General features: G+C 74.6%; 13 protein-coding genes, 1 pseudogene and 1 riboswitch. Of the genes and pseudogenes, 9 read left to right on the forward strand and 5 right to left on the reverse strand.

The features are described 5' to 3' along the window. The first annotated feature begins 54 nt into the window (after window positions 1-54). The gene (locus tag GLX25_RS08330; protein ID WP_155842056.1) at window positions 55-1,299 is read left to right on the forward strand and encodes an ABC transporter permease; all 1,245 of its coding nucleotides are present in this window, start codon (window positions 55-57) and stop codon (window positions 1,297-1,299) included. Between the two features lie 96 nt (window positions 1,300-1,395). Continuing rightward, window positions 1,396-1,761 (forward strand): YrdB family protein, encoded by a 366-nt coding sequence (locus GLX25_RS08335; protein WP_271192406.1) that lies wholly within the window; start codon window positions 1,396-1,398, stop codon window positions 1,759-1,761. A gap of 135 nt (window positions 1,762-1,896) precedes the next feature. On the opposite strand, the gene purU is transcribed toward GLX25_RS08335, so the two are convergent. After that, window positions 1,897-2,775 (reverse strand): formyltetrahydrofolate deformylase, encoded by an 879-nt coding sequence (gene purU, locus GLX25_RS08340; RefSeq protein ID WP_155842058.1) that lies wholly within the window; start codon window positions 2,773-2,775, stop codon window positions 1,897-1,899. A 156-nt stretch (window positions 2,776-2,931) separates the two neighbouring features. On the opposite strand from purU, the gene GLX25_RS08345 reads away from it, so the two are divergent. After that, a complete protein-coding gene (locus GLX25_RS08345) occupies window positions 2,932-4,170 on the forward strand; it encodes an MFS transporter (protein WP_155842059.1) in 1,239 nt (412 codons plus the stop codon). Between the two features lie 21 nt (window positions 4,171-4,191). Here GLX25_RS08345 and GLX25_RS08350 read toward each other — a convergent pair whose 3' ends face one another. Both GLX25_RS08350 and nagA read right to left on the reverse strand, forming a co-directional pair. Then, window positions 4,192-5,661 carry a sigma-70 family RNA polymerase sigma factor gene (locus GLX25_RS08350; RefSeq protein ID WP_166548614.1) on the reverse strand — a complete coding sequence of 490 codons (1,470 nt, stop codon included), beginning with the start codon at window positions 5,659-5,661 and terminating at the stop codon, window positions 4,192-4,194. A gap of 356 nt (window positions 5,662-6,017) precedes the next feature. Continuing rightward, entirely contained in the window at window positions 6,018-7,187 is a 1,170-nt protein-coding gene (gene nagA / locus GLX25_RS08355; RefSeq protein WP_271192609.1) for an N-acetylglucosamine-6-phosphate deacetylase, read from the reverse strand. Between the two features lie 94 nt (window positions 7,188-7,281). Beyond that, window positions 7,282-7,363: riboswitch (ZMP/ZTP riboswitch) on the forward strand. Window positions 7,364-7,436: 73 nt separating this feature from the next. Between nagA and glyA the strand changes: the two genes are divergently transcribed. The 5 genes and pseudogenes from glyA to GLX25_RS19355 all read left to right on the forward strand — a co-directional run. Further along, the gene (glyA, locus tag GLX25_RS08360; protein ID WP_271192608.1) at window positions 7,437-8,756 is read left to right on the forward strand and encodes a serine hydroxymethyltransferase; all 1,320 of its coding nucleotides are present in this window, start codon (window positions 7,437-7,439) and stop codon (window positions 8,754-8,756) included. Between the two features lie 166 nt (window positions 8,757-8,922). Continuing rightward, entirely contained in the window at window positions 8,923-9,810 is an 888-nt protein-coding gene (locus tag GLX25_RS08365; RefSeq protein WP_155842063.1) for a bifunctional methylenetetrahydrofolate dehydrogenase/methenyltetrahydrofolate cyclohydrolase, read from the forward strand. A 192-nt stretch (window positions 9,811-10,002) separates the two neighbouring features. Next, window positions 10,003-11,487 (forward strand): acylneuraminate cytidylyltransferase, encoded by a 1,485-nt coding sequence (locus tag GLX25_RS08370; RefSeq protein ID WP_155842064.1) that lies wholly within the window; start codon window positions 10,003-10,005, stop codon window positions 11,485-11,487. Between the two features lie 22 nt (window positions 11,488-11,509). Further along, window positions 11,510-12,382 carry an N-acetylneuraminate synthase family protein gene (locus GLX25_RS08375; protein WP_155842065.1) on the forward strand — a complete coding sequence of 291 codons (873 nt, stop codon included), beginning with the start codon at window positions 11,510-11,512 and terminating at the stop codon, window positions 12,380-12,382. Continuing rightward, window positions 12,379-13,479: pseudogene (locus GLX25_RS19355) on the forward strand (DUF6716 putative glycosyltransferase); the annotation flags it as partial. The gene GLX25_RS08375 and the pseudogene GLX25_RS19355, both read left to right, overlap by 4 nt. Before the next feature lie 282 nt (window positions 13,480-13,761). Here GLX25_RS19355 and GLX25_RS08380 read toward each other — a convergent pair. Together GLX25_RS08380 and GLX25_RS08385 are read right to left on the reverse strand one after the other, a co-directional pair. Beyond that, window positions 13,762-14,298, reverse strand: a complete 537-nt coding sequence (locus GLX25_RS08380) for a gamma carbonic anhydrase family protein (protein ID WP_155842066.1) — start codon at window positions 14,296-14,298, stop codon at window positions 13,762-13,764. A 136-nt stretch (window positions 14,299-14,434) separates the two neighbouring features. Next, window positions 14,435-15,742 carry an APC family permease gene (locus GLX25_RS08385; protein WP_166548615.1) on the reverse strand — a complete coding sequence of 436 codons (1,308 nt, stop codon included), beginning with the start codon at window positions 15,740-15,742 and terminating at the stop codon, window positions 14,435-14,437. A gap of 96 nt (window positions 15,743-15,838) precedes the next feature. Between GLX25_RS08385 and GLX25_RS08390 the strand changes: the two genes are divergently transcribed. Then, on the forward strand, window positions 15,839-16,333 hold the full coding sequence (locus tag GLX25_RS08390; RefSeq protein ID WP_155842067.1) for a YbaK/EbsC family protein: 495 nt from the start codon (window positions 15,839-15,841) through the stop codon (window positions 16,331-16,333).

Below are 16,333 nucleotides of genomic sequence, written 5' to 3' on the forward strand. Positions count from 1 at the left end.
TCGCAGGTCCATTATAAAGAACGAGCATTCGTTTTTTATGAAGGAGCCGAGCTCATGTCCTCCCACACCACGCACCGGACGCCGATCGGCCGCGCGATCGGCATCGGCGCCGTCCTCTCCCTCGTCGTCGGCGTCGTCCTGCTCGCGTTCGCGTGGCCGTCGGTCACGTCCGAGCCGAAGGACCTCCCGGTCGGCATCGTCGGCCCCGACGCCTCCGTGACCCAGGTCGAGGACCGCGTCGCCGACGAAGCCGAGGGCGCCGTCGCGCTCGAGCGCTACGACGACCGCGACGCGGCCGTGGCCGCGATCGAGCAGCGCGAGGTCTACGGCGCGATCGTCCTCGGCGACGCGCCCACCGATGCGCCCGAGGTGCTCACGGCGACCGCCGCGAGCCCGGCCGTCGCCCAGCTGCTGAACGGCCTCGCGACCCGGCTCCAGGCCGGCATCGACGAGCAGGTGCAGGCGGCGCTGCCCGAGCAGCTGCAGCAGGTCGTGCAGGCCGCCGTGCAGGCGGCGCTCCAGCAGGCCGCATCCGGCCAGCCCGGCGATGCCCCGGCCGCGCCGTCGCTCCCCGAGATCCCGCAGGTCACCGTGACGGTCACCGACGTGGTGCCGCTCGCCGACTCCGACCCGCGCGGCACCGGTCTCGCCGCCGCGATGTTCCCGCTCGTACTCGGCGGCATGCTCGGCGGCATCGCGATCTCGCTCGCCGTGATCGGCGCGATGCGCCGGGTCGTCGCGGTCGTCGCCTACTCGGTGGCCGGCGGGCTCGTGCTCGCGGGGATCCTGCAGGGGTGGTTCGGCGCACTCCAGGGCGACTTCTGGCTGAACGCCTCGGCCATCGCCCTGGCCGTCGCGGCGATCGCCGCCCCGATCACCGGGCTCGTGGCCTTGATGGGCCGCGCGGGCATCGCCGTCGGCGCCGCGCTGTTCGTGCTCGTCGGCAACCCGATCTCGGCCGCGACCGTCCCCGTCGAGTTCCTCGCGACGCCGTGGGGCGCGATCGGCCAGTGGATGCCGCCGGGCGCTGCCGGCACGCTGCTGCGCGACCTGTCGTACTTCCCCGACGCGCCCATGGCGTTCCCGTGGCTCGTCCTCGCGACGTGGGCCGCGGTGGGCATCGTGCTCTCGCTCATCGGCCACTTCCGCACGGCCGGCGGCGCCGAGCCCGACGCCGAGGCGGCGCACGCCGACGAGGAGCTCGCCGCGGCCGACGCGCACGTCGACCGCGCCGCCGACGGCTCGACCGACGTCGAGCCCGGCGTGTCCTCGGGGCGCGACGCGGCGCCCGTGGGCTGACGACCGCATCGCGTCCGCACGATCGCCGCGCCGCGGCATCCGCTCGATGGATGCCGCGGCGTCGGCGTGCGGCGGGCGCGGTTAGGCTTGAACCTCGTGAACGATGCCACCCCCGAGCCCAACCCCAAGGTCGGCGCCAACGACCTGCTGCGCTTCCTGCTCGAGATCTTCGCGATCGTGACCCTCGGCATCTTCGGCTTCGCCGCGTTCGCGCTGCCGTGGCCGGGCGTGTTCATCGGCATCGGGCTGCCGCTCCTCGCGATCCTCCTGTGGGGACTCTTCCGGTCGCCGAAGGCGGTCTTCCACGTCGACCCGTTCGTGAAGGCGCTCGTCGAGATCGCCGTCTTCTCGACGGCCGCGATCGCGTGGTGGATCATGGGCCAGCCGGTCGTGGCCGTCGTCTTCGCCGTCGTCGCCGCGGTGAGCGGCGTGATCAACGGGCGCCGCGAGTTCCGCGACTGACCGCCCCCGGTGGTCGAGGAGCACCGGAGGCGCGTATCGAGACCCCCGGTGGTCGAGGAGCACCGGAGGCGCGTATCGAGACCTCCGGTGGTCGAGGAGCACCGGAGGCGCGTATCGAGACCCGTGCCGGCCCGCCTAGCGGAAGATGACCGTGCGCTGCCCGTCGAGCAGCACCCGGCGCTCCGCGAACCACTTCACGGCCTGCGAGAGCGTGCGGCTCTCCTCGTCCTGCCCGATCGCGACGAGTTCGGCGACCGAGCGCGAGTGCTCGACGCGGACCACGTTCTGCTCGATGATCGGCCCCTCGTCGAGGTCGCTCGTGACGAAGTGCGCCGTGGCGCCGATCAGCTTCACGCCGCGGGCGTGCGCCTGGCGGTACGGGTTCGCGCCCTTGAAGCCCGGCAGGAACGAATGGTGGATGTTGATGCAGCGCCCCGCGAGGGCATCGCACAGCTCGGGGGAGAGGATCTGCATGTAGCGCGCGAGCACGACGAGCTCGATGTCGTGCTCGTCGACCGCGTGGAGGATGCGGCGCTCGAACTCGGCCTTCGTCTCGGGCGAGGTGACCGGCGCCGACTCGAACGGCACGCCGTAGAAGTCGACGAGGTCGCGGAGCGTGCCGTGGTTGGAGAGCACGAGCGGGATCTCGACGGGCAGCTGGCCGCCGCGCTGGCGGAACAGCAGGTCGTTCACGCAGTGACCGGCGGTCGAGGCGAGCACGAGCGTGCGGAGCGGTCGACCCACCTCGTCGAGGTGCAGGTCCATGCTCCAGCGCTCGATGACGGGCGCGAGCGCGGCCTCGAACTCGGTGCGGTCGGCCGGCGACTCGACCTGCACGCGCATGAAGAAGCGCCCCGTGTCGTGGCTGGCGAACTGCTGGCTCTCGGTGATGTTGCCGCGGGCGGCGACCATCGCGCCGCTCACCGCGTGCACGATGCCGGGCCCGTCGGTGCAGCTCAGCGTGACGACCCAGTGGGACAGGTGCGGGCTGTGCGGCTCGGCCTCCGTGCTCATCGGGACAGCGTACCGCCCGGCGAATACGCAGGCGCGCCCCGCTACACTGGGTCGCGGTCGTGCGGACACCGTCGGCCCCGGGCGCGCACGTGAGCGCGTAGTCGACCCGCAGCAGGCCGTGCCGCTTCGCGGGGAACGCCGTCGGATGAATTCCTCATGCCGATCACCTCATCGTCGCGCGCGGGCGCGACCACCATGCCCTGGCGTTCGCTCGTCGCACTCGCCGCGGCCGTCTTCCTGTCCATCACCATCGAGATGCTGCCCACCGGGCTGCTGCCCGAGATGAGCGCCGACCTCGGCGTCGGCGCACCCCTCGTGGGCCTGCTCGTCTCCGTGTTCGCCTTCACGGTCGTCGTGACCTCGACGCCGCTCACCGCACTCCTGAGGCGGATGCCGCGGCGCACCCTGATCACGATCGTGCTCGTCGTGCTCGGGCTCTCGACGGCCGCCTCGGCGCTCGTTCCCGACTACGGCCAGCTCGTCGCCGTCCGAGTCGTCGGCGGCGTCGCGCACGGCCTGTTCTGGGCGCTGGTCGGGGCCTATCCGGCCCGACTCGTCGGCGAGCAGCACCTCGGCCGCGCCGTGTCCGTCGTGCTCGGCGGCGGCACCCTCGCGCTCATCGCGGGCGTGCCGCTCGCGACCGCGCTCGGCCAGGCGGTCGGCTGGCGGTGGGCGTTCGGCGTCGTCGCCGCGCTCACGCTCGCCGGCGCCGTGGTCGTTCGGGCCGTGCTGCCGCCGGACACCGCCGCGCCGCAGTCGACGGCACCGGACGGCCCTGCTGTCGCCACGGGCGTGCCCGGCGCCGAGCCCGCCGATCGCCGCAGCATGCGCGGGGTCGTCGCGGTGAGCGTCGTCACCGCCGTCGTGATGATCGGCCAGTACGCCGCGCTCACGTACGTGGCCCCGCTGCTCACGGACGTCGTGGGCGCGTCGTCGGCTGCGGTCGCGCCGCTGCTGTTCGCCTCGGGCCTCGCCGGCGCGGTCGGCCTCCTCGTGGCGGGGAGCCCGATCGCGCGCGACAGCGTCCGCGCGCTCGTGGGCGCCATGCTGCTGCTCGCCATCGCGCTCCTCGTGATCGCCGCCGAGCCCGGCCTGTGGCCGGCGATCATCGCCTACACCGTGTGGGGCTTCGCCTTCGGTGCCGTCCCGCCGCTGCTGCAGACCCGACTGCTCCAGGCCGCGCCGGCCGATCGACGCGATGCCGCGAGTGCGCTCTACACGACCGCCTTCAACGTCGGCATCGGCGGCGGCGCGCTCGTCGGCGCCGTGCTGTTCGACGCCGTCGGCGTCGGCGCGGTGCCGGTCGCGTACGCGGTGCTGCTCGTCGCGGCGATGCTCATCGTGGTGCGGTCCTCGCGCGCGGAGCGCGCGCGGGCGCGCACCGTCGAAGCCTAGCCCGCGCCGGCGCGGGACCGGTCAGGCGTAGCGGGCCGACGCGGTCCACTTGTGGTTCGCGGGCGCGAGGAACTCGGCGACCGCGAGCCCCGACTCGTCGAGCACCACGATCGCGAACGGCAGGCCGTCGGCGAGCAGTTCGACCTCGGCGCCGGGCTCGCCCTCGAGCGAGAGCGTGAGCGCCGAGCCGTGCACGTCGACGACGAGCCCGAGTTCGGCGACGGGCTCGGGCTCGGGCTCGACCACCGGCTCCGGCTCCGGCTCGGGTTCCGGAACCGGCTCGGGCTCCACGACGGTCGCCGTCGTCGTCTTCGTCCGGGGCTCGGGTTCGACCGCGGGTTCCGGCTGGGCGGGCGGAACGACGGGGTCGGGTGCCGGCTCCGGCTCGCGCGGGGCGGGCGCGGCATCCGGCACCGTTGCGACCTGCGGCGGCTCGGGCTCGCGGGGATCCTCGGCGGCGATCGCCGCCGACCCCGGGCCCGGCGCGGCGTCCGTCGGCGCGACCTGCGGCAGCACCAGCAGCGCGACCGCGGTGGCCGCGACGAGCACCGCGCCGCCGACGCCGGCGCCGACGGCGACCGCGGCACCCGTGCCGGAGGCCGTGCTCGCACCCGCCGCAGCGGTGCCCGCCGCGGCTCCGCCCACCTGCCCGGCCCCTCCGACTGCCGTGAGGCCGGCCGCGCCGGCCGCCGTCGTCGCCACCGGCGCGGCGGCGCCGAGCCAGGCCGAGTACGCGGTGGCCGCGGCCGATCCCGCGGCGAGCGGCAGCAGCACCAGCGCGAGCCGCATCCCGACCTCACGGGCCTCGGCCGCGACGACCGTGCACTTCGCGCAGTCGTCGAGGTGCGCCTCGACCTTCGCGGTGTCGCGGCTGCGCAGGCGGCCGCGCAGGTAGGCGCCGAGGCGGTCCACCGTCCAGCCGCACTCGGGCTCGAGGTGGCCGTCGGCCAGGTGCGCCCGGATCCACTGCTGGCGCAGGCCCTCGCGGGCGCGATAGGCGAGCGCGGCGGTCGCGTTCGCGCTCATCCCGAGCAGCGGCGCGATCTGCTGCGGCGACATCCGCTCGACCTCGGCGTACCAGAGCACCTCCTGCCAGCGCTCCGGCAGCGCGCGGAACGCCTTCGCGGTCGTCGACCGGTCGAGCGCCTCGAGCGCGGCCGCGTCGCCCGTCGTCGGGTCCTCCACCGACTCGAGGTCGTCGAGCGGGGTCTCGCGGTTCGCGCGACCCCAGGTCGCGGCCGTGTTCCGGATCGTCGTGAACAGGTACGGGCGGAACGCGCCGGTCGGGCCCTTGCCCGACCGGATCGCGTCGTAGGTCCTCGTGAACGCCTCGGCGACGAGGTCGTCGGCGTCGAGGGTCGTGTGCGAGCGGGCGACGGTGCGAGCGGATGCCTCGTGGCGACGCCAGAGCTCGGCGTAGGCGTCGCGGTCGCCGCTCCGGGCCGCCGCGATCAGGTCGGCGTCGGCGGGCGTCGAACGTGCTGGGGTCACGTGCCTGGTCCTCCTCGTGCGGGCGCGGGCGTGCCCGGGAACGCACGCATCGCCTTCGGGTGCCGGCGGTCCGCGCCGGGCAGGCTGCTGTGCGGTCCCGCTCATTCAACCCGATGAGCGGGCGGATCGACGAAACGCCCGTGCTCGCCGAACGGCTTCCGTCGGCGGATCGCGTGAAGTCGCGTCATGATCCGGCGGTGACGGCGTCTCTCAGGTGAGGGACCGCGCACCGGGGAAGGGGCCGGGAGGTCGCTCGGAGTCGGTGCGGACCGCGTGGGGGATCGCGCGGGACGGCGACCGGGACGGGGCGCGGGGGCGAAGGGGAACAGGCCCCCCGCTCCGCCCGGGGACGACGCTCAGGCGATGCGCGTGCCCGCGCCCCACACGCCCTCGACCGCGAGGTCGTCGCCGAGGAGCACCGCATCGGCGGCGAAGCCGACGTCGAGGCGGCCGAGGTCGCCCGCGCGCCCGATCGCCGAGGCGGGCGTGACCGTGAGCGCGCCGACCGCCTCGTGCAGGGGGATCCCGGAGTCGAGGACGGCGCGCCGCAGCGCCTCGTCCTGCGTGAGCGTCGATCCGGCGATCGCCCCCGTGTCGGCGAGCCGCGCGACGCCGTCGCGCACGTCGACCGACAGCGAGCCGAGCACGTACGCGCCGTCGGACGCGCCGGTCGCGGCCATGGCGTCGGTCACGAGCGCGACCCGCCCGGGCGCGCCCGAGAACGCCAGGCGCACGACGTCGGGGTGCACGTGCACGCCGTCCCCGATCACCTCGAGCGTCACGTGGTCGGCGCGCATCGCCGCGACCACGGGTCCGGGGGCTCGGTGGTGGATGCCGCGCATGCCGTTGAACGCATGCGTCAGGATCGACGCCCCGGCGTCGAACGCGCGCAGCGCTGTGTCGAAGTCGGCGCCCGTGTGGCCGACGGCGACCGCGACGTCCGCGTCGACGAGCCTCGCGATCGCCGCCTCGGCGCCCTCGTGCTCGGGCGCGATCGTGATCTGCCGGAGCGTGCCGTCGGCCGCCTCGAGCAGCCGGTCGAGTGCCTCGTCGTCGGCCGCGCGCAGCATCGACGGGTCGTGCGCGCCGCGGAATTCGTGGTCGAGGAACGGGCCCTCGAGGTGGGCGCCCAGCACGAGCGGGTCGGATGCCGCGACCGCGGCGATCGCGCGGAGGCGCTCGGCGAGCGCGTCGACGGGCGCCGTCACGAGGGAGCACACGCTCCGGGTCGTGCCGTGCGCGCGGTGCACCGCGAGCCCGGTCCGGATGCCGTCCGCGCCGTCGTCGAACGCCGCGCCGCCCGCGCCGTGGCAGTGGATGTCGACGAAGCCGGGCGTGAGCCAGCGGCCCGCGGCATCCGTCACCCCGGCCTCGCCCGCCCGCACCGCGGGCGCGTCGCGCCAGGACTCGCCGATGCCGCGTCCGGCGATCCGGTCGCCCTCGAACCGGACCCAGGCGTCGGGGACGGTGTCGCCGCCGGACACGATGCGGGCGGAGTGGATGACGGTCGTCGGCGCGGAGGTCACCGGGCCACGATATCGCCGGCACCGGCGGGCGCGCCGGGCGCCGCGACCGCGCGCGTCATCCGCGGCGTGGGCTCGCGGCATCCGTTGCTATGCTTGGCGGCGTCGCGACTGGCGTTGAGATGGGTGACCATCGGGGAGCGACTGGCACGGACCGACCGCACGCCTGGGCCGGTACGCGAGGCCTCGGGGCGCGAGTCGCGCACGAGGCGATTTCCGCAGGTCCGCATGTCATCCCGAAGGAGCCATCCATTGGCTGAGTCACTCACCACCGACGCCCCCGCCGACGCCGTCGCGGGCGCCGCATCCGTCTTCAACCAGCCCCTCGCCGAGGTCGACCCCGAGATCGCCGAGGTGCTCGAGCAGGAGCTGAACCGCCAGCGCACCACGCTCGAGATGATCGCGAGCGAGAACTTCGTGCCCGTCTCGGTGCTGCAGTCGCAGGGCTCGGTGCTCACGAACAAGTACGCCGAGGGCTACCCGGGCCGCCGCTACTACGGCGGCTGCGAGTTCGTCGACGTCGCCGAGAACCTCGCCATCCAGCGGGCGAAGAGCCTGTTCGGCGCCGAGTACGCCAACGTGCAGCCCCACTCGGGCGCGACCGCGAACGCGGCCGTGCTCTCGGCGATCGCGACGCCCGGCGACACGATCCTCGGCCTCGAGCTCGCGCACGGCGGCCACCTCACGCACGGCATGAAGCTGAACTTCTCGGGCAAGCTCTACAACGCCGTCGCCTACGGCGTCGACCCCGAGACCTTCCAGGTCGACATGAACGTGGTGCGCGAGAAGGCCATCGAGCACAAGCCGCAGGTCATCATCGCCGGCTGGTCGGCCTACCCGCGCCAGCTCGACTTCGCCGCGTTCCGCGAGATCGCCGACGAGGTCGGCGCGAAGCTCTGGGTCGACATGGCGCACTTCGCCGGCCTCGTCGCCGCGGGCCTGCACCCGAACCCCGTGCCCCACGCCGATGTCGTGAGTTCGACCGTGCACAAGACGATCGGCGGACCGCGCTCGGGCTTCATCCTCTCGCGCGACATGGAGCTCGCGAAGAAGCTCAACTCGAACGTCTTCCCCGGCCAGCAGGGCGGGCCGCTCATGCACGTGATCGCCGCGAAGGCGACCGCGTTCAAGATCGCGGCGTCCGAGGAGTTCCGCGACCGCCAGGAGCGCACGCTGAGCGGTGCGCGCATCCTGGCGTCGCGCCTCGTCGCCGACGACTCGCGCGCCGCGGGCGTCGACGTGCTCACGGGCGGCACCGACGTGCACCTCGTGCTCGCCGACCTCCGCACCTCCGAGCTCGACGGCCAGCAGGCGGAGGACCGCCTGCACGAGGTCGGCATCACCGTGAACCGCAACGCGGTGCCGTTCGACCCGCGCCCGCCGATGGTCACCTCGGGCCTGCGCATCGGAACGCCCGCGCTCGCGACGCGCGGCTTCGGCGACGCCGAGTTCGCCGAGGTCGCCGACGTCATCGCGCTCGCGCTGCAGGCGAACCCGGATGTCGCGGCGCTCCGCTCGCGCGTCGAGGCGCTGACCGCGGCGTTCCCGCTCTACCCGGGCCTGCAGCAGTAGCCGGCCCGGCCGGCCCCGGGGGCGCGCGATCGCCCGCCCCCGGGCCCGGCCGCACACGTCGAAGGAATTCCGCGGCGACGCGCCGCCCGTGACATCCGCTCACCCGCGTGTCGGCCGGAATCTCCTCCGTTCCATCCCGTCGACCAGCTCGGAAGAGGTACCGAACATGACCGCCATCACCCTCGACGGCGTCGCGACCGCGTCGGCCGTGAAGTCCGAGCTCGCCTCGCGCATCACCGACCTCCGCTCGAACGGGATCGTGCCGGGCCTCGGCACGCTGCTCGTGGGCGACGACCCCGCCTCGCGCTCGTACGTCGCCGGCAAGCACCGCGACTGCGCCGAGGTCGGCATCGAGTCGATCCGCGTCGACCTGCCGGCGTCGGCGACCTCCGCCGACGTCCGCGCCGCGATCCGCGACCTCAACTCGGCGCGCGAGGTCACCGGCTACATCGTGCAGCTGCCCCTGCCGACCGGCCACGACGAGAACGCGATGCTCGAGCTCATCGACCCCGACAAGGACGCCGACGGCCTGCACCCCACGAACCTCGGCCGACTCGTGCTCGGCATCGAAGGCGACCTGCACTCGCCGCTGCCGTGCACGCCGGCCGGCATCGTCGAGATGCTCCAGCGCTACGACGTGCCGATCCGAGGCCGGCACGTGACCGTGATCGGCCGCGGTCTCACGGTCGGCCGCCCGCTCGGCCTGCTGTTCACGCGCAAGGGCCTCGACGCCACCGTCACCCTCACGCACTCCCGCACGCAGGACCTCGCCGCCGAGGTCGCCCGCGCCGACATCGTCGTGGCGGCCGTCGGCGTGCCGCACATGGTCAAGCCCGAGTGGGTCAAGCCCGGCGCCGCGGTCCTCGACGTGGGCATCACACGCGTCTCCGACGAGGAGACCGGCAAGGGCAGGCTGACCGGCGACGTCGACCCGGCGGTCGCCGAGATCGCCGGCCACCTCTCGCCGAACCCCGGCGGCGTCGGCCCGATGACCCGCGCCATGCTCCTCGCCAACGTCGTGAAGGCCGCCGAGATCAAGCTGCACGGGCGCTGAGCCCGAAGCGGTCTTCCGCATGAGAATCCGCCCTACGGGTGGCCCTGCGGCTCTGTTCCACGGATTCTCATGCGCGCGGGCCCGGCGCGAAACGTGCGGGCGGATGCCGCGGCATCCGCTGTCAGCCTGAACGTCGCCCGGCGTTCACCCGACGTGCACCCGGCGGACGCGTCCCGCGCTTAGCTTCGCGGCATGAGCCGCAGTGACTCCACCGAGGCCACCGCCGCCGGCGCGGCCGAGTCGGGACCGGACCGGGACGGCGTCGGCGCGTCGGGGGACCGCGCCGCCCGCACCGGGACGAGCCCCGCCGCCGCCGGCGGCGGTACGCCGGCCGGCGCCGTGCGCGCGATCGCGATCATCCCGGCCCGTGGCGGGTCGCAGGGCCTGCCGGGCAAGAACGTGGCACGCGTCGGGGGCGTGCCGCTCGTGGCCAGGGCCGTGCACGCCGCGCTCGCCGCGGAGCGCATCGGGCGCGTCGTCGTGACCACCGACGACGAGGAGATCGCGGATGCCGCGCGCGGCGCCGGCGCCGAGGTGATCGCGCGCCCGGCCGAACTCGCGAACGCGACCGCGTCGAGCGAGTCGGCGCTGCTGCACGCGATCGACGCGCTCGGGCAGGAGCCCGGCGGCGTCACGGTCTTCATCCAGGCCACCTCGCCCTTCATCGACCCGGCCGACCTCGATGCGGCCGTCGCGCGCGTCGAGCAGGGCGAGCGCGACGTCGTGTTCGCCGCGACGCCGACGCACGGGTTCCTCTGGCGCGAGCGCGCGGACGACGCCGACGGCGCGAGCGCGATCGGCGTGAACCACGACCCCTCGAACCGCCCGCGCCGCCAGGACCGCGAGCAGGAGTTCCTCGAGACGGGCGCGTTCTACGTGCTCCGCACCGACGGATTCGTCCTCGCCGGGCACCGCTTCTTCGGCCGCATCGGCATCCAGCGCGTCCACCCCGACACGGCCATCGAGATCGACGACGCCGCCGACCTCGCCCGGGCCCGCGTGCTCGCGCCGCGCGTCGACCGGCGGCTCGCGGGCGGCATCGCCGCCTCGCTCGCGCGCCGCGAGGGCGTGGCGTGGATGGCCGACCCGCGGCATCCGTTCATCGACGTCGACGCGGTCGTGACCGACTTCGACGGCGTGCACACCGACGACACCGCGGCGGTCGACGAGCTCGGCCGCGAATCCGTGCGCGTGAGCCGGGCCGACGGGCACGGCGTCGCGAGACTCCGGGACGCGGGCATCCCGGTGCTGATCCTCTCGGCCGAGGCCAACCCGGTCGTCAGCCGCCGCGCGGAGAAGCTCGGGATCGACGTCATCCAGGGGCTCGCTGACAAGGGCGCCGCACTGCGCGAGTGGGCCGCCGCCCGCGGCATCCGTCTCGACCGCATCGCCTACCTCGGCAACGACCGCGGCGACATCCCGGCGCTCGACCTCGTCGGCTGGCCGCTCGCCGTGCCCGACGCGGCGCCCGACGCGCTCGAGCGGGCCCGTCACGTGCTCGAGCGGCACGGCGGCCACGGCGCGGTGCGCGAGCTCGCCGAGCTCGTGCTCGCCGCCCGCGACGCGAAGCTCGGCTCCGGGGCGTCCGACCTGGCGCGCGAGTCGCGCGAGCTCGATCCCGCCCACCCCACTCGCGAGCAGCGCGAGGCCATCGCCGCGGCGTCCTCCGCGACCTGACCCACCACGAAAGCGAGCCACCATGTCCGTGCGCATCGGCCACGCCGCCATCGGCGAGTACGACCCCGTCTACGTCATCGCCGAGATCGGCCTGAACCACAACGGCGACGTCGAGATCGCCAAGCGCCTCATCGAGGTCGCCGCGCACGCCGGTGCGCAGGCCGTGAAGTTCCAGAAGCGCACGCCCGACATCTCCACGCCCGAGCACATGAAGCTCACGCCGCGCGAGACGCCGTGGGGCACGATGACCTACCTCGAGTACCGCCACCGCGTCGAGTTCGGCCGCGACGAGTACGCCGAGGTCGCCCGCCACGCGGCCCTGCACGGCCTCGACTGGTTCGCGTCGCCGTGGGACGCGCCGGCCGTGGCCGACCTCGAGTCGTTCGGCGTGGTCGCCCACAAGATCGCGTCGGCATCGGTCACCGACATCGAGCTGCTCGAGGCCGTGCGCGACACGGGCAAGCCGGTCATCCTCTCGACCGGGATGTCGACGCTCGACGAGATCGATCGCGCGGTCACCGTGCTCGGCACCGAGCGCCTCGTGATCATGCACGCCACGTCGAGCTACCCGATGCCGTCGGAGGAGGCGAACCTCCTCATGGTCCCCGCGCTGAAGCGCCGCTACCCGGGCGTGCCGGTCGGCTACTCCGGCCACGAGCGCGGTCTGCAGATCTCGATCGCCGCGGTCGCGCTCGGCGCGGTCGCCGTCGAGCGGCACATCACGCTCGACCGCACGATGTGGGGTTCCGACCACTCGGCCTCGCTCGAGCCGCAGGGTCTGGAGCACCTGGTGCGCGACATCCGCATCATCGGCGAGGCCATGGGCGACGGCGTGAAGCGCGTCTACCCGGGCGAGGAGGCCCCGAAGGCCAAGCTGCGCCGGGTGCTCGCGTGACGGGTGGCCCCGCGACCGGCACTCCGGGTGCCCCGACGACGGATGCCGCCAAGCGGCGCCTCCTCGTCGTCGGCGACTCCGACTCGTACGTGAAGTGGGGCGCGGCGCTCGCCTCGACGCTGCCCGGCGAGTGGACGTCGCGACTCGTCGTGGTCGCCTCGCCGGTGCAGCCGAGCGAGCGCCAGCTCGAGCACGCCCTCGACGGCACGCGCTTCGCGCCCGCGGACGCGCGGATCCTGCCGCTCGAGGGGCCCGCCGGAATCCACGGGCTCGACGACGAACTCGACGCCTTCGATCCGCACGCCGTGCTGCTCGCGCTGCGCGGGCCGTTCGTCCGGGTGATCGCACCGCGGCTGCTCCGCCGCCGCGACCGCCCGGTGCTCGTGAGCGGCTTCCCGGGCCTCACGATCCCCGCGGTCCCGAAGGCCGTGATCTACCGCGAGCAGACCGACCTGATCGTGCTGCACAGCCGTCGCGAGGTGCGCGAGTTCCGCGCGAACGCGGCCGAGCTCGGCGTGGACCGCATGTTCGGGCTGGCGACGCTGCCGTTCCTCTCGGCGGGCGACGGGTCGACGGATGCCACCGCTCCGGGCGGCACGGACGTCATCTTCGCCGCACAGGCGAAGGTCCCCGTCGGCGAGGACGCGCGGATGCTCGTGCTCTCGGCGCTCGCCGAACTCGCCCGTCGGCGGCCCGACCGCCGCGTCGTCGTGAAGGTCCGCGCACGCGCGGGCGAGGCGCAGACGCACGAGGAGGCGCACGACTACGCCGACCTGATGGGCGACCTCGGCGCCGCGGGGGGGCTGCCGCCGAACCTCGTCGTCGAGGACGGGCCCATGGCGGCCCACCTCGAACGTGCCGGTGCACTCGTGACGGTCAGCTCGACGGCGGCGCTCGAGTCGATCGCGCTCGGCCTGCCGACGCTGCTCCTCGACGACTTCGGCGTCTCGCCGTCGATGATCAACACCGTGTTCGAGGGCGCGGGGCTGTTCGGGTCGACCGAGGACCTCGCGGCCGGGCGATTCCGGCTCGCCGAGGCGTCCTGGCTCGGCGAGAACTACTTCCACGGCCGCGATGCCGACGACTGGGCCACGCGACTCTCCGCGCTCGTCGAGGCGCGCGAGATCGTGCCGCTGCCGCCGCTCGATCGCCGGCACGACCTCTCGGGCGGCGCGCTCCGCTCGGCGTTCGAGCGCCGCCGCATGCTCGGCGAGCACGATCGCAGCCTCTCCGGCGCGCTCGCCTGGGGCGTCGGCGTCCCGGCCCGGGGCGTCGTGCGCCGGGTGCGGCGCACCCGGCGGCGCCTCGCTCGGCTGCTCGCAGGCGTACCCGCAGGAGGCGCGGAGCCGGTCGCGCCCGACGGGTCGGCGGAGGCCGGGTCAGCCGACGTCGGCCGCGTGCCGGGCGGCGTGCGCGAGGTACGCCTCGGCGTTGCGCCGGATGCCGGACTGCTCGTCGGCGGTCAGCTCGCGCCGGACCTTGCCCGGCACGCCGGCGACGAGGGAGCCGGGCGGCACGACGGTGCCCTCGAGCACCACGGCGCCGGCCGCGACGAGTGAGCCGCGACCGATCACGGCACCGTTGAGGACCGTCGCGCCCATGCCGATGAGGCAGTCGTCCTCCACGGTGCAGCCGTGCAGCACGGCGCGGTGGCCGACCGAGACGCCCGCGCCGATCACGACGGGGTAGCCCGCGTCGACGTGGCAGACCACGCCGTCCTGCAGGTTCGAGCGCTCGCCGAGGGTGATCGGCTCGGCCTCGGCGCGCAGCACGGCGTTGTACCAGACGCTCGACCGCGCGGCGAGGCGCACCTGCCCGACGACGACGGCGCCGAGCGCGACGAAGGCCGTCGGCTCGAGCTCGGGTGCCGGCACGTCGGCGATGGTCAGGATGCGGGCTGCGGGGTCGGCGCTCATGCCGTCAGCCTATTGCCGGGCCGATGGGCAGGTGCGGCCGGTAGGCATCGCAGGAGCTCCGGCGATGTGCAGGACGTTCTGGCGCGGATGGTCCTGCCCATCGGCGCCGCTCCTGTGATCGGGCGGCGGCCCGGCGTCAGGTACGCCTGGCGGCGACGGCGAGACGGATGCCGCGCACCGCCGCGCCCACGGCGAAGACCGCGGCGCCGGCCACGATCGACGCGACCGGGAGCGTGACGACGAGCACGACGCATCCGATCGCCCCGAACCAGGAGAGCCATCGCGGCACGAGCCGTTCGCTCGCCGGCTGCGTGATCGCCGACGCGTTGGCGACCAGGTAGTAGAGCAGCACGCCGAACGACGAGAAGCCGATCGCGCCGCGCAGGTCGGCAGCGAGCAGCAGCACGATCACGGCGACGCCCGTCGCGATCTCGGCCACGTGCGGCACGCCGAAGCGCGGATGCACCGCCGTCAGCGGGCGGGGCAGCTCGCCGTCGCGCGCCATCGCGAGGCTCGTGCGCCCGACGCCCGCGACGAGCGCGAGCAGCGAGCCGAGTGCGGCCACCCCGGCCGCGATGCGGACGACGGGCTCGGCCCAGAGCCATCCGGCGACCGCGACGACGTCGACGAGCGGGGCGACGGATGCCGCGAGCGCGTCGGTTCCGAGCGCTCCCACCGCCGCCGTGCCGACGAGCGCGTACACGACCACGACGATCGCGAAGGCCGCGCCGATCGCGCGCGGGATGGTGCGACGCGGCTCACGCACCTCCTCGCCGAGCGTCGCGATGCGCGCGTAGCCGGCGAAGGCGAAGAAGATCAGGGCGGCGGCCTGCAGCACGCCGTAGACGCCGAGCGCGCCGGGCGCGGCATCCGCCGACCGCAGGGCCGCCTCGGGCCCGGCGGCACCGGCGTCCCAGCCGACGCCCGCGATCGCGGCGAACCCGGCCGCGACCACCACGACGAGCACCGCGAGCACGGCCGACACGATGACCGAGGCGACCCGCGCCGTGCGCGTGACGCCGAGCACGTTGACGCCCACGAGCACCACGACCGCGGCGATCGCGACCGGCTTCGACCACGCGGGCGGCACGAGGTACGCGGCCGCGGTGAGCGCCATCGCGGCGCAGCTCGCCGTCTTGCCGATCACGAAGCCCCACCCGGCGAGGAAGCCCGGCCACGCGCCGAGCCGCTCGCGGCCGTAGCGGTACGCGCCGCCCGACTCCGGGTAGCGGACGGCGAGCTGCGCGGTCGAGCCGGCGTTCGCGAACGCGACGAGCGCGGCGATCGCGAGCCCGGCGAGGAGCCACCCGCCCGCGGCCTGCGCGGCCGGCGCCCACACCGCGAACACGCCCGCGCCGATCATCGCCGCGAGCCCGATGGCGACCGCGCCGCGGAGCCCGAGACGGCGGGCGAGGCGATCGTGCGGCGGCGGGGAGGCGGTCACGCTCGAACCCTACGACAGCGCGGTGAACGGCCGGCTGCGCCGCGGGTCCGGTGACGGGCGACGGATGCCGCGCCATCCGCTCGTAGGATCGGAGCCATGACCGACGAGCAGACCGCCGCCCCCTCGCACGCCGCCGTCGATCGCGTCGCCGCCGCACTCGCCGCCGTCGGCGTCGACGCGCGCATCGTGTGGTTCGACGACGCCGTGACGACCGCGAAGCTCGCGGCCGACGCGCTCGGCGTGGAGGTCGGCCAGATCGCGAACTCGCTCGTGTTCACGCTCGACGACGAGCCGATCCTCGTGCTCACGTCGGGCGCGCACCGGGTCGACACCGACTGGCTCGGCTCCGAGCTCGGCGGCACGATCGGCCGCGCGTCGAAGGAGGTCGTGAAGGCCGCGACCGGCCAGGTGATCGGCGGCGTCGCGCCCGTCGGGCATCCCGCGCCGGTACGCACGTTCGTCGACGTCGACCTCGCCGGCTACGACGAGGTGTGGGCGGCCGCCGGGCACGCGAAGACCGTGTTCCCGACCACGTTCGACGAGCTCGTGCGCATCACGGGCGGTACGCCGACGGCGGTCGAGCCGAGCTGA

It is taken from the genome of Agromyces luteolus (assembly GCF_009729855.1).
GTDB classification, from domain to species: domain Bacteria; phylum Actinomycetota; class Actinomycetes; order Actinomycetales; family Microbacteriaceae; genus Agromyces; species Agromyces luteolus.